This window comes from Bradyrhizobium sp. HKCCYLS3070, assembly GCF_051167575.1.
Taxonomy (GTDB): domain Bacteria; phylum Pseudomonadota; class Alphaproteobacteria; order Rhizobiales; family Xanthobacteraceae; genus Bradyrhizobium.
In genome coordinates, this window is record NZ_JBNPTI010000001.1 from 527,222 (window position 1) to 540,670 (window position 13,449).

At 65.3% G+C, this 13,449-nt stretch carries 12 protein-coding genes and 1 tRNA gene; 7 read left to right on the forward strand and 6 right to left on the reverse strand.

What is annotated here, in order from left to right; translation table 11 throughout:
- Positions 1–90 precede the first annotated feature (90 nt).
- Entirely contained in the window at positions 91–1,317 is a 1,227-nt protein-coding gene (locus ACQR03_RS02350) for a CaiB/BaiF CoA transferase family protein (protein ID WP_434840914.1), read from the forward strand.
- 236 nt (positions 1,318–1,553) lie between these two features.
- Here the strand turns inward: ACQR03_RS02350 and ACQR03_RS02355 are convergent, their stop codons facing one another.
- Entirely contained in the window at positions 1,554–1,793 is a 240-nt protein-coding gene (locus ACQR03_RS02355) for a hypothetical protein (RefSeq protein WP_315749556.1), read from the reverse strand.
- 51 nt (positions 1,794–1,844) lie between these two features.
- Positions 1,845–2,507 (reverse strand): TetR/AcrR family transcriptional regulator, encoded by a 663-nt coding sequence (locus ACQR03_RS02360; RefSeq protein ID WP_315714589.1) that lies wholly within the window; start codon positions 2,505–2,507, stop codon positions 1,845–1,847.
- Between the two features lie 230 nt (positions 2,508–2,737).
- Here ACQR03_RS02360 and ACQR03_RS02365 point away from each other — a divergent pair, with 230 nt between their 5' ends.
- Positions 2,738–3,973 carry an acyl-CoA dehydrogenase family protein gene (locus tag ACQR03_RS02365; RefSeq protein ID WP_315749560.1) on the forward strand — a complete coding sequence of 412 codons (1,236 nt, stop codon included), beginning with the start codon at positions 2,738–2,740 and terminating at the stop codon, positions 3,971–3,973.
- Positions 3,974–4,253: 280 nt separating this feature from the next.
- Positions 4,254–5,312 (forward strand): phosphotransferase family protein, encoded by a 1,059-nt coding sequence (locus tag ACQR03_RS02370; RefSeq protein ID WP_315714587.1) that lies wholly within the window; start codon positions 4,254–4,256, stop codon positions 5,310–5,312.
- 116 nt (positions 5,313–5,428) lie between these two features.
- Here the strand turns inward: ACQR03_RS02370 and ACQR03_RS02375 are convergent, their stop codons facing one another.
- Positions 5,429–5,722 (reverse strand): hypothetical protein, encoded by a 294-nt coding sequence (locus ACQR03_RS02375; protein WP_434840915.1) that lies wholly within the window; start codon positions 5,720–5,722, stop codon positions 5,429–5,431.
- A gap of 303 nt (positions 5,723–6,025) precedes the next feature.
- Here ACQR03_RS02375 and ACQR03_RS02380 point away from each other — a divergent pair, with 303 nt between their 5' ends.
- Positions 6,026–6,982 (forward strand): phosphotransferase family protein, encoded by a 957-nt coding sequence (locus ACQR03_RS02380; protein WP_434840916.1) that lies wholly within the window; start codon positions 6,026–6,028, stop codon positions 6,980–6,982.
- A gap of 961 nt (positions 6,983–7,943) precedes the next feature.
- On the opposite strand, the gene ACQR03_RS02385 is transcribed toward ACQR03_RS02380, so the two are convergent.
- The gene (locus ACQR03_RS02385) at positions 7,944–8,729 is read right to left on the reverse strand and encodes an SDR family NAD(P)-dependent oxidoreductase (RefSeq protein WP_315827325.1); all 786 of its coding nucleotides are present in this window, start codon (positions 8,727–8,729) and stop codon (positions 7,944–7,946) included.
- 146 nt (positions 8,730–8,875) lie between these two features.
- On the opposite strand from ACQR03_RS02385, the gene ACQR03_RS02390 reads away from it, so the two are divergent.
- Positions 8,876–9,583, forward strand: a complete 708-nt coding sequence (locus tag ACQR03_RS02390) for a histidine phosphatase family protein (protein ID WP_434840917.1) — start codon at positions 8,876–8,878, stop codon at positions 9,581–9,583.
- A gap of 175 nt (positions 9,584–9,758) precedes the next feature.
- The gene (locus tag ACQR03_RS02395; RefSeq protein ID WP_315714582.1) at positions 9,759–10,526 is read left to right on the forward strand and encodes an SDR family NAD(P)-dependent oxidoreductase; all 768 of its coding nucleotides are present in this window, start codon (positions 9,759–9,761) and stop codon (positions 10,524–10,526) included.
- Positions 10,527–10,613: 87 nt separating this feature from the next.
- Here the strand turns inward: ACQR03_RS02395 and ACQR03_RS02400 are convergent, their stop codons facing one another.
- Positions 10,614–11,849, reverse strand: a complete 1,236-nt coding sequence (locus ACQR03_RS02400) for a serine hydrolase domain-containing protein (protein ID WP_434840918.1) — start codon at positions 11,847–11,849, stop codon at positions 10,614–10,616.
- Between the two features lie 150 nt (positions 11,850–11,999).
- Between ACQR03_RS02400 and ACQR03_RS02405 the strand changes: the two genes are divergently transcribed.
- Positions 12,000–12,075 (forward strand) — tRNA-Trp (locus tag ACQR03_RS02405).
- An 89-nt stretch (positions 12,076–12,164) separates the two neighbouring features.
- Here ACQR03_RS02405 and ACQR03_RS02410 read toward each other — a convergent pair.
- Positions 12,165–13,406, reverse strand: a complete 1,242-nt coding sequence (locus ACQR03_RS02410) for an ABC transporter substrate-binding protein (protein ID WP_434840919.1) — start codon at positions 13,404–13,406, stop codon at positions 12,165–12,167.
- Between the last annotated feature and the right edge of the window lie 43 nt (positions 13,407–13,449).

The following is a 13,449-nucleotide window of genomic DNA, read 5'->3' on the forward strand; positions in this document are numbered from 1 at the left end:
CCGGCGCGGGAAATGGTGTATCCGCGGGTGACAGGCGGGGCTCTCGCTCGGGATGTCCGCCACAAGGAATAAAGCTTCCGGAGGAACTCCATGTCGGCCCTGCCGCTTTCTGGCATCAAGATTCTCGATCTGACCCGCGTGCTGGCCGGACCGCTGTCCGCGCAGATGCTGGCCGATCTCGGCGCCGAGGTGATCAAGATCGAGCGGCCCGGCACCGGCGACGATGCGCGCGCGTTCGGTCCGCCCTACCTCAGGGACCCCGATGGCAAGGCCAACAACAACAATTCCTTCTACATCTGCGCCAACCGCAACAAGAAGTCCGTCACGGTCAACATTGCCTCGCCGGAGGGGCAGGAGATCATCCGCGCGCTCGCCAAGGACTGCGACGTGTTCATGGAGAACTACAAGGTCGGCGATCTCAAGCGCTATGGCCTGGACTATGAGGCGATCCGCGCCGTCAATCCCGAGGTGATCTATTGCTCGGTGACCGGCTTCGGCCAGACCGGGCCGTATGCACCGCGGGCGGGCTACGATGCGATCTTCCAGGCCATGGGCGGGCTGATGAGCGTGACCGGCCACATGGACGGCGAACCGGGGGCGGGGCCGATGAAGGTCGGTCCCTCGATCGTCGACTACATGACCGGCATGAACACCTCGATCGGCATCCTCTCCGCGCTGTATCACCGCGACGTCAATGGCGGCGGCGGCCAGCATATCGACGTCTGCCTGTTCGACACCGTGATTGCCTCGCTGTCGCACTATGCCCAGATCTTCCTGATCAACGGCAAGTCGCCGCCGCGCCGCGGCACCTGGGGCAATGGCGGCATGCCGGCCGGCGTGTTCCGCTGCACCGACGGCGAACTGATGCTGGTGGTCGGCAACGACGCGCAGTTCGCGCGCACCTGCGCGGTGTTAGGGGCGCCAGAACTGGCGACCGACCCGAAATTCGTCAGGAACAACGACCGCGTCGTCAACGGCAAGGAGATCATGGCGATCTTTGCCGGCCTGTTCCTGAAGAACTCGGTCGCGCATTGGCTGGAGGAACTGGAGAAGGCGGGCGTGCCGTGCGGGCCGGTCAACGACTTCGCCCACGTGTTCGCCGATCCGCATGTCCGCTCGCGCGGCATGGAGGTGAAGGTCGAACACCCGTTCGAGCCGCATCTGTCCCTGATCCGCAACGCGCTGACCTTCTCCGGTACCCCGATCACCGAGTATCGCGCGCCGCCGCTGCTCGGCGAGCATACGCAGGACGTGCTGTCGGGGCTCGGCTACGACGCGGCGAAGATCGCGGCGCTGAAGCAGCAGGGCGTGGTGTAGCTCCTCCGGATCCCCGCTCTCTCCGTTTGTCATTCCGGGGCGCGCGTAAGCGCGAGCCCGGAATCCATAGCCACAAGCGGTCATGGTAGAGCGAGCTGGACGTGGCCGCTGTCTCCGAACGACTGCTGTTCGTGGTTATGGATTCCGGGCTCATTCGCGCTGTTTCAAGATGGCTTCGCCATCTTGCGCGCGAATGCCCCGGAATGACAGCGGGAATGGAGCAGGCGGACGCGCGGCTATCGCGTGCGGTGATGCCTATGCCGCTTCGATTTGGGGCGGTGATAGCGCGGCTCTGCCACGTATGGGGCAGGCGGCGGCGTGCCGAGCTGCTGCCGGGATTCCTGCAAGCGGCGCTGATAGCCGGGCGAGTTCATGATGCTGGCGGCGGCGCCGCGCGCCAGCGCCGGCTCGCTCGCCATCATCATGGCGAGCGCACTGGCCGCAGCGGCCAGGATCAATCGCGAACGGACCGTCATCGGGCGAGTTCCATTGTCATTGGTGGCGACGTCATCTGTGGCGATCGGCGCTCAGCGCGCTGCAATCCTGGCCTTCGACTTTGCCGTCTGATCGCGCGTGGTCAAGCCGAGCACGGCGCCGCGCACCACCCGCGCGATCACATCCTCGACATCGTCGAGGTCGCATCGGCCGTCGGAGAGCTTGGTGAGGCGCTCGCTCTCGCGGATGGTGTGATGCGCCATGGCGAGCGCAAAATGCAGGCCCCAGAACAGATCGACCTCGGAGCTGTCGGGCAGGGCGCGCTGCATTGCGCCGGCGAATTTGCGCAAATGGTCGATTTCCTTGGTCTTGATGCGGCGAATTGGCGGCACCGATTCGATCGAGGCGCGGATCATGAACTGCGCCACCGCCGAGCGTTGGTTCTCAGGGCCAAGGCAGCCGCGCAGGATCGGGCCCACGAGGGCGCGCAGGATGTCGGAGATGTCGGCGCGACCGCCGCCCGCATCCTCGGCTTCACGCAATTCGCGCAGGCGCTCGCGGTTGAGCGCGATCGAGCGGGTCACGAACAGTTCGGCGATCAGCTCGTCCTTGGAGCCGAAATGATAGTTCACCGCGGCGAGATTGACGTTCGCCTCCGCCACGATGTCGCGCAAGGTCACGTCGGAGAAGCCGCGTTCGGCATAGAGCCGCTCGGCGGCGATCAGGATCGCAGTCCGGGTCTGGTCGGTCGCCATGCTCGTCCTCCCGAACGATGAAGCGGGGTGGGAGTTGCGTTTCAAACAATTGTATGAAACTATTGTTTGAGACGGCCGCAATGTCAATCACGGTTCTTCCGTGGGGCGACATTTCGGCGCTGCAGCGACGGTTCGCGCGGTCGTGTCGCGCAAGATCACACTTGCACGGACGCCGTGGGCGGGCCGACACTGCGGCCAAAGTTTCAGAGGAAACACCCAAGGAGAGTCCCATGGACTTCACGATGTCGGCGAAGCAGCAGGAATGGCTGGAGCGCGTGCGCAGCTTCATGACCAAGCATGTCCGCCCGGCGGTGCCGATCTACAAGCAGCAGGACGCCGAGGGCGACCGCTGGAAGGTGATCCCGATCCTGGAGGACCTCAAGGCCAAGGCGAAGGCGGAAGGCCTCTGGAACATGTTCATGCCGCCGTCGCCGCATGAGGACGACGAGTTCCGCGGCGCCGGCCTCACCAATCTCGAATATGCGCTGCTGTCCGAGGAGATGGGCCGCATCTCCTGGGCGTCCGAGGTGTTCAACTGCTCGGCGCCCGACACCGGCAACATGGAAGTCTTCATCCGCTACGGCACCAAGGAGCAGAAGCGCAAATGGCTGCGCCCGCTGATGGACGGCGAGATCCGCTCGGCCTTCCTGATGACGGAGCCGGCCGTGGCCTCGTCGGATGCCACCAACATCGAGACGCGGATCGTGCGTGACGGCGATCATTACGTCATCAACGGCCGCAAATGGTGGTCGTCGGGCGTCGGCGATCCCCGCTGCAAGATCGCGATCCTGATGGGCAAGACCGATCCGTCGGCCGCCAAGCATCAGCAGCAGTCGCAGATCCTGGTGCCGCTCGACACCCCCGGCATCAAGGTCGAGAAGATGCTGCCGGTGTTCGGCTTCGACGACGCGCCGCATGGCCATGCCCAGGTGCTGCTCGAGAACGTCCGCGTTCCTGCGGAGAACATCCTGCTCGGCGAGGGCCGCGGCTTCGAGATCGCGCAGGGCCGTCTCGGTCCGGGCCGCATCCATCACTGCATGCGCACCATCGGCAAGGCCGAGGAGTCGCTGGAGAAGATGGTGCGCCGGCTGATGACGCGCCAGGCCTTCGGCAAGAAGATCATCGAGCATTCGGTGTGGGAGCAGCGCATCGGCGAGGCCCGCACCAACATCGAGATGTGCCGGCTGTTGTGCCTCAAGGCGGCCGACATGATGGACAAGGTCGGCAACAAGACCGCCCAGGGCGAGATCGCGATGATCAAGGTCGCTGCCCCCAACATGGCGCTGAAGATCATCGACGACGCCATCCAGGCGTTCGGCGGCGCCGGCGTGTCGGATGATGCGGGTCTCGCCAAGGACTACGCCAACATCCGCACGCTCCGTCTTGCCGACGGCCCGGACGAGGTGCACAACCGCGCCATTGCCCGGCTCGAGATGAAGAAATACGCCAACGAGCCGCGGCATTGAGCGTCGACTTCTAGGGTGGGCAAAGCGTCCGTCGCCGCGCAGAGCGCGGGGGCGGATGCGTGCCCACCCACTTTCGAGTTCAAAGCAACAGGGTGGGCACGCTTCGCTTTGCCCACCCTACGAATTCTAATGCCGAGCGGTGACGCACCACTTGCGTCATTCCGGGGCGACGCGCAGCGTCGAACCCGGAATCCAAAGATGGGTCCGCCAAGATAGAGATTCCGGGTTCAGCCCTGCGGGCTGCCCCGGAATGACGAACACGTGAGAAGGGAGCCTCGTCGTGGCCGACGGCGTCAAGAAGGACGAAGAATTCTCCGGCACCAAGCCGGTCGAGGAGCGGCATCGTTTCGACGAGGCCAAGCTCGCGGCCTGGATGGCCGAGCATGTCGAAGGCTATCAGGGCCCGCTGACCGTGCTGCAGTTCAAGGGCGGCCAGTCGAACCCGACCTATCGTCTGAACACGCCGGCGCGTTCCTACGTGCTCCGACGAAAGCCGTTCGGCAAGCTGCTGCCGTCGGCGCACGCGGTCGATCGCGAATTCCGCGTCATCGCCGCGCTCGGCAAGCAGGGCTTTCCGGTCGCCAAGGCCTATGCGCTGTGCAACGACGACAGCGTCATCGGCGCTGCCTTCTACATCATGTCGATGGAGGAGGGTCGGGTGTTCTGGGATCCGACCCTGCCGCATGTCGCAGCGCCCGAGCGGCGCGCGATCTTCACCAGCAAGATCGAGACCTTGGCCAGGCTGCACAGCTATGATCCGGCGGCGATCGGCCTCGCCGACTTCGGCAAGCCCGGCAACTACTTTGCCCGCCAGGTCGACCGCTGGACCAAGCAATATCGCGCCTCCGAGACCGAGCATCTGCCGGAAATGGAGAAGCTGATCGAGTGGCTGCCGCGCACCTTGCCGGCGCAGCAGCGCGTCTCGATCGTGCATGGCGACTACCGGCTCGACAACATGATCTTCCACGCGACCGAGCCGCGCGTCATCGCGGTACTCGACTGGGAGCTGTCGACGCTCGGCGATCCCATGGCGGACTTCACCTATTTGCTGATGCAGTGGATCATGCCGGGCCTCGACGGCGTCGACCTGAAAGCGCTGAACATCCCGACCATGGAAGAGGCGGCGGAGATCTATCGTGGGGTCACCGGCACCGAGCTGCCCGATCTCAACTGGTACTTCGCCTACAATCTGTTCCGGCTCGCCGGCATCCTGCAGGGCATCATCGGCCGCATCCGCGACGGCACCGCCGCCAACGACAAGGCCATCGAGTCGGTCAAGCGCATGGTGCCCATGACCAAGCAGGCCTGGTCCTATGCGCAGAAGGCGGGGGCGGTGTAGTCTCCTGTAGCCCCGGATGAGCAAAGCGACATCCGGGGTCACACGCGCTGCGGCGATGAACCCGGATGTCGTTTCCGCCCATCCGGGCTACGAATTCCGCGCGCCGGCTAGGCCAATCACCGCCCGCCGCCGCCTCCACCACCACCTCCACCTCCACCTCCACCGCCGCCACCGGCCGTGGTCATCGCGCCGCTGTAGCGCGGATCGGTCTGCTTCATGTAGATCGGCGAGGTGTCGCGGCTCTGACGGCGCATGGCTTGCTGCACCTGGACCTCGGTGCCGCAGGCTGTCCAGGAGACGAGCTCACAGCCCGGCCACTGGAATTCACGGGCGCTTGCGTTCGTCACCAGCGGGCCAGCCGCCGTGGCGGCCATCAGGGTGAGCAGCGCGAGTTTCGATAGTCTCGACATGTTAACCATCCTTCGTTTCGGCGAGGCCGGAATGGTCCGCTTGCGAGGTTCGACGGCGGCTCGGAGAAGGGGGTTCGAGGACGTGGGCGTAAAAAATCGCCGGTCATTAGGGGGGCATGCTTGAACCCGAGCGTGGCTCATGGCGACGCGATGGTCTTGCCGCCACGCTCCATCGACACGGGTTGGTCCGCGCGGCGCATTGACCTGACTGCCGGGAGCTTGACCACGACGGGCGCGCGCAGTTAGGAAACGGTCGTCGCAGGCCATCTCGCAGGAATGTCCCGCGAGCGGAGCTTTGCTGCCATGTCGCCGGTTTCGATTCGCCCGGATCTCGAGGTCGATCCCGCAACCGCCGATGCGATGCTTGCGCGCGCGGAGATCGACGCGCGGGTCGCTTCGGTGTCGCTGTTGTATGGTGGGGAGATCAGTGCCGTGTATGCGCTGGCTCTGCAAGGCGGCCAGCCGTCACTGGTGCTGAAGATCTATCCTGACAGCATGAGCTGGAAGATGCGCAAGGAGGCGCGCCTGCTCGATCTGGTCCGGGACCGCCTGCCGGTGCCGGCGCCGCGGCTGCGCGCGGCGGACGCCTCGCGCGAGCTGATCGGCCTGGACTACGTGGTCATGAGCCGGCTCGACGGCGATCCGCTCGGTCCTCTCGAACAAGCGCTGTCCGCGCCGGAGCGGCGTGAGGCTTTCGAGCAGGTCGGTCGATTGTCGCGTGCCTTTCACGACATTGCGATGGATGCGTTTGGCTACATCGGCGCCGACGGCATCATGTCGGGCCATGCCGACAATCGTAGCTATCTCACCTCCCAGTTCGAACGCAAACTGGGCGAATTCCGCAGCCGCGGCGGGCCGGCTGATCTCGCCGCGCGCATCGCGCGCCAGGTGGCCGACGCGAGTGATCTGTTCGCCGCCTGCGGCGCGCCGGTGCTGTGTCACAATGATCTTCATCCCGGGAACGTGCTTGCGCGCGTCACCGGGGGCCGGGTCGAGCTCACCGGTGTGGTCGATTTCGAGGGCGCGCTGGCCGGCGACCCGCTCAAGGATGTCGCCAAGGCGATCTACTATCTCTCGCCGGAGCAGCGCGAGGCGTTTCTGGGCGGCTATGGTCCGATGAGCCGAACGAAGATCGAGCCGACGCTCGCGATCTATCGTCTGCTGTTCTCGCTGGAGCTGTGGTGCTGGTATCGGCAGTTTGGGGCGGCCGAAAAGCTCGCGCCGCTCATCGAGGACCTCGACCGCCTTGTGAGCGGCTAGAGCATGATCCGGAAAAGTGGAAACCGGTTTTCCGAAAGGATCATGCTCAAACAAAAAGAGATGAGATCATGATGCGTTTCCTTGGAAGCGCATCGTGATCCAGGTCCGTTCGGCCAACGCTTGCCCGTCGGGCAAATCGGCATGTGCGAGCGTGGCGTTGTCGGCCCCGCGCAGGCTGCGGTTATGACTGCAATCATCGTCGCCGATGAAGAAAGTTCGCGAGCGCGGTCAATGTGATGGTCTCGTCCAGTCCGGAAGGCTAAAAGATTTTGCTTTCGCTTTTTCGGAATTTATGATCTGATGCGCCCATCCCGTCCCACCGAAGGGGCGTTGCGCGCGATCGTCACGACACGCGGGGCGGGAGCGGTGGCCGCGATCATGTCGCAGCGTGTCCGGAGGGATGCGCGGACGAACGGCATGGCGCGGACGTGAAGTCGCAGCGTGCTGGCACCCCGATGCTGGTGCTACGTCGCGACGGCGCTTGCGCGCCGCGCGGACAATGGTGGCCAGAAAGCCCGGCGCACCAGGCAGACTGCGTATAAGCGTGAAGACCATCGCGCAGGGAAGGCCGGGCGTTTTCCGGCTGCACCTGTGGTACCTGCCGCCTGCATTTTTTTACGCAGGCGGGCCGCAGGCGTCGGCCGACGCCTGGCCTTCCCTGCGCCCTTCGATGGAAGGGCGGTGAAATTCAGGATCACTCGGGCGCGGGGGCGTCGCGAGATCGCTCACGCATGTCGATGAGTTCGACAGCGAGCGATTTGTGGGGCGCGATGCCGGCAGTCCCAAGCTCGTCATGCCCGGGCTTGTCCCGCCTGCGCGGCCGAAGCCGCTTCGGCGCGGCGAAGGCCCGGGCATCCCGTCGCTCCTCGCGTGCCGACCGACGTGGATGGCCGGGACAGGCCCGGCCATGACGGATGACAGAGGAGAGGCGATGTCGACACCAGTGCGAGGGGCGACAGCGCTAGATCGGTTTTCCCGCGTACGGCATCGACGCCGTGAGGCCGCCGTCGACCGGGAAAGCCTGGCCGTTGACGTAGGAGGCCTCGTCGCTGGCGAGGAACAGGGCCATGGCGGCGATCTCATGCGGCTGGCCGGCGCGCTTCAGCGGATTGAGCTGGCCGATCTTGCCCTCGGTGCCGCGCTCCTTGGCGCCGTCGAAGATCGGCTTGGTCATGCCGGTCTCGATCAGGCCGGGACACACCGCGTTGATGCGCACGCCAGTGCCGGAGAGGGAGTACGCCGTGGTCTGCACCAGGCTGATGACGCCGGCCTTGCTCGCCGCGTAGGGATGGCCCGAGGCGCCGGATTTCAGGCCCGCGACGGAGGCCGTGCAGACGATGGCGCCGCGCTGCTGCCGCACCATGTGCGGCATCGCGTATTTCACCGCGAGGAACGGGCCGATCAGGTTGATGCGCAGGATCTCCTGCCAGTGCTCGACGGTCTGCTCGGCGATCGGGATCAAGCCGCCGGAGATGCCGGCATTGGCCCAGATCACGTCGAGCTTGCCGTAGGTCGCCACGGCGCGGTCGATGAAGCCCGAGACATCGGCCTCGGAGCCGGCGTCGGCGAGCACGGCTTCGGCAATGCCGCCCTGCTGCTTGACCATCTCGACCGTCTCCTTGACGGCCTCGCTGCGATCGACCGCGATCAGTCGCGCGCCTTCTTTCGTGAACATCAAGGATGCGGCGCGGCCGATGCCGCTGCCGGCGCCGGTGATGATGACGGATTTGCCTTCGAGGCGGCCCATGTTTCCTCCTGCTTCAATTGTGATCAGTTGCGTGCCGCGCAACGGAATTCAAACGCCGTTTCAAACGTGCTGAGATCGCCAAGCGGCTTGAGACGATCTGGGCCTTCACGTACAGCGGGAGACGAGCGGAGGGAAGGGTCTGAGCGATGTCGGCTGATGGAACGAAACCTTCTGTCGTCACCACGCGCTGGTGGTGGGTGCGTCACGCGCCGGTGCGCAGCGACGGCGGCAACATCTACGGCCAGTCGGACATCGCCTGCGATACCTCCGATCGCGAGGTGTTCGAGGCGGTCGCGAAAATCCTGCCGCGCAGCGCGGTGTGGTATGCGAGCAATCTGATGCGCACGCATCAGACGGCGGAGGCGATCTGGGCCGCCGGATTCCCGCGTCCCGCGGCAATGATCAGGGAGGCCGCTTTTGCCGAGCAGCATCTCGGGCAATGGCAGGGCATGAACCGCGCCGCGTTCCTGGCCAGCCGTCCCGCGGGCAGCCACTGGTTCGCCGACATCGATGAGCCGGCGCCGGGCGGCGAGAGCTACATGGATCTGTACACCCGCGTGACGGCGGCGATTGCGCGCATCACGGTTTCGGAAGCCGGCCGCGACGTCATCGCCGTCGGCCATGGCGGCACCATCAAGGCGGCTGTTGGCCTGGCGCTCGGCGGCCTGGTCGAGAAGGGGCTCGCCTTCGACATCGACAATTGCTCGGTGACCCGGCTCGACCACATCGTGGCCGGCGAGACGAGTACATGGCGGCTGCCGATGGTCAATCAGCAGCCCTGGATCGCGGACGCCGCGCACCGCGCGATGCACCAGCCGGCCGGGCCGGAGGTGACGACGAGCAAGCTGGCGTGAAACGAGATAGTGAGTTGCTATGCGCGTCGTTCAAAAATCTCGCCCGCCACACGGGCAGTGCACCCTCTTCCCTTGTGGGAGAGGGCGCAGTCACTGGCACCGCGGAAAAGTCTCGTGGACGTCGCCGTGCCAATTTCGAAACCGACAACAGCCAAATAAGTAGGAGGAACTCCCCATGACCCTGTTCGACATGACCGGCAAGGTCGCCGTCATCACCGGATCCACGCGTGGCATCGGGCTCGCCATTGCCGAGCGCATGGCCGAGCACGGCGCCAAGGTGGTGATCTCCTCGCGCAAGGCCGATGTCTGCGACCAGGTGGCGCGCGAGATCAATGACCGCTTCGGTGCAGGCACGGCGGCGGCAGTCGCCGCCAACATCTCCAGCAAGGAGAACCTGCAGAACCTCGTCGACGAGGCCAACCGCATCTACGGCAAGATCGACGTGCTGGTCTGCAACGCGGCGTCGAATCCTTACTACGGGCCGCTCGCCGGCATCTCCGACGATCAGTTCCGCAAGATCCTCGACAACAACATCGTCGCCAACAACTGGCTGATCAGCATGGTCGTGCCGCAGATGATCGCGCGCAAGGACGGCTCGATCATCATCGTGTCGTCGATCGGCGGCCTGAAGGGCTCGACCATCCTCGGTGCCTACGCGATCTCCAAGGCTGCCGACATGCAGCTCGCGCGCAACCTCGCCTGCGAATACGGCCCGCACAATGTGCGCGTGAACTGCATCGCGCCCGGCCTGATCAAGACCGATTTCGCCAAAGCGCTGTGGGACAATCCGGAGAACCTCAAGGCCTCGACCGCGCGCTCGCCGCTGCTCCGCATCGGCATCCCCGACGAGATCGCGGGTGCTGCGGTCTTCCTGGGCTCCGCCGCGGGCAACTTCATGACCGGCCAGACCATGGTGATCGACGGCGGCGCGACGATCAGTTGAGGGGGACATACGGGTGTGGTGCGCGATGATGCCGCCACACTCTCAACTGTCGTCCGCCGGGACGACAGCATTTGCTGCGCGCCGCCCTCATTCCACCGCCGCGTACACCACGTCGCGCACCAGCGTGCGCAGATAGTCGCGTTGTCCGGGGGCCTGCGCCATGAACACGCAGAACAGCTCCTCCTTCGGATCGATCCAGAAGAACGTGCCGGCGATGCCGCTCCAGAAGAAGGTGCCGGGCGAGCCGGGGAAGGGGGCGATGCCAGCCTCGCGACGCACGGCGAAGCCGAGGCCGAAGCCGTGACCGGGCGACAGCAGCGTGCCCTGCGTCTTCACATGGGGACCGAGGTGGTCCGACGCCATCAGCTCCAGCGTCTTGCGGCCGACCAGCCGGGTGCCGTCGAGGCTGCCCTTGCCGAGCAGCATCGCGCAGAACCGGGCGTAGTCCATCGTGGTCGCCACCAACCCGCCGCCGCCGGATTCCATCAGCGGCTGCTCGGTCATCTTGAACAGGTTGACCGCCTCGCCGGTCCACGGGTCCTTGGCGAACGGCTCGGCCAGCCGGCCAGCATTCGCCTCGGCGGTGGAGAAGCCGGTCTCCTTCATGCCGAGCGGCTCGAGGATGCGCTCGGAAAGGAAGGGGCCGAGCGTCCGGCCCGAGACAACCTCGATGATGCGCCCGAGGATGTCGGTCGAGCGGCTGTAGTTGAACTCGGCGCCCGGCTGGCAGATCAGTGGCAGGCCGGCGACGATCGTCGCGTGCTCGGCGTTGGTGATCTTGCGGCTGCGCACTCGCGATTGCTGGTAGAGTTGGTGCACCGGCCCGGTGCCGGTGTGCTCATACGCCAAGCCCGAGGTGTGGCGCAGCAGGTCCTGGACCGTCATCGGCTGGGCGACCGGGACAAGCTCCAGCTTGCCGCCGGTCTCGACGCCCACTTTCTGCTCGCCGAATTCCGGGATGAACTTGGCGACCGGGTCGGACAGCAACAGCTCGCCGTCCTCGACCAGCATCATGATCCCGAGCGAGACGATCGGCTTGGTCATCGAGAAGATGCGGAAGATCGAATCCGGCCGCATCGGCGTGTCGGCGTCGGGCGCTTGCCGGCCGATGGCGTCGAACCAGCCGATCCGGCCGCGGCGGCCGACCAGCAGGGTGGCTCCGGGGATGGTTCCCTTGTCGGCCTCGCGCTTGAACGCATCCGAAGCTCGCTGCAGCCGAGCCTGGGACAGGCCCAGCGCCTCGGGGCGGTCATCCGGCAGCGGCGGCGTCAGCGAGCGGAGCGCGGAAAGGTGCGCGCTGGATGCGGCAGTCGGCGGGGTCATGGGCTCTCCCTGAAGTCCTGTTGTCGGTTTGCATCAAGTCTGGCGCGGAAGTTGTGGTCTGACCAGTCGATTTGCCCCATTGCACCCTTGCATTCGGGGTGAGGTCTATGCTTCAAAGCGCGCGAACCGGCGACACTGTCCCGGCTCGCTAGGAGTGTAGCTCAATTGGTAGAGCACCGGTCTCCAAAACCGGGGGTTGGGAGTTCGAGCCTCTCCACTCCTGCCAGCGAGATCAAGCACTTAAGCCAAAAATCGACGAGACAGGTGAGGCCGGGGCCCGCAACGCGCGAGCCCCGAATGCATTTCAGAAACCCCTTATTGTTTCACATAAGGACAGTTGCCGTCCTTCATCGGCCGGAACACCTGGTCGCCGGGCACCTCCGCCAGCACCTTGTAATAGTCCCACGGGCCCTTCGACTCTTCGGGCTTCTTCACCTCGAACAGGAACATCGAGTGCACCATGCGGCCATCCTCGCGCAGGATGCCGTTGTCGGTGAAGGCGTCACGCACCGGGGTCTCGCGCATCTTCGCGAGCACCGGCTTGGTGTCGCGGGTGCCGGCGGCCTTGACGGCATTGAGATAGTGCAGGGTGGCGCTGTAGGTCGCGGCCTGGTTCATGGTCGGCATCCGCTTCATGCGCTCGAAGAACGTCTTGCCGAACGCGCGGGTGCGGTCGTTGAGGTCCCAGTAATAGGCCTCGGTGATGATCAGGCCCTGCGCCAGCTTCAGGCCGAGGCTGTGGATGTCGGAGATGAACATCACGATGCCGGCGAGGTTCTGGCCGCCGGCGACGATGCCGAACTCGGCGGCCTGCTTGATGGTGTTGATGGTGTCGCCACCGCCGTTGGCCATGCCGATGATCTTGGCCTTACTGGCCTGCGCCTGCAGCAGGAAGGACGAGAAGTCCTGGTTGTTGAGAGGATGCCGGGCGCTGCCGACCACCGTGCCGCCGGCGGCGCGCACGACGTCGCCGGTGTCGCGTTCGATCGAATGGCCGAACAGATAATCGGCGGTGATGAAGAACCAGGTATTGCCGCCGTTCTTGACGATCGCGCTGCCGACCGTGTGCGCGTTTCCATAAGTGTCGTAGGTCCAGTGCACGGTGTAGGGCGAGCAGGACTTGCCGGTGATGTCGGAGCTCGCGGCATCCGTCACGATCATCAGCTTCTCGAACTGCTTCGACATCTCCATGCCGGCCAGCGCGGTGGCCGAGGTCGGCATGTCGATCACCATGTCGACGGCCTCGTTCTCGTACCATTTGCGCACGATCGCGGCGGCGATGTCGGCCTTGTTCTGCGGGTCGGCGCTGATGACCTCGATCGGCTTGCCGAACATGCTGCCGCCGAACGCCTCGACCGCGAGCTTGGTCGCCTCGAGATTGCCCTGGCCGCCAATGTCCGAATAGACCGACGAGAAGTCGCCGAGCACGCCGATCTTGAGCGGGGCTTGGGCCTGGGCACAGGCAGGGACGGCGGTGAGGGCGAGAGCGGCAAGACCGAGAGCAGCAAGGCTGACGGCGGCAAGGCGCGTCCGTCCCTTGCGCGGGGCAAAGGTCATGGGTTTCCTCCGGATTGTTCTCGTGCGGACGAGAATGAGCGGG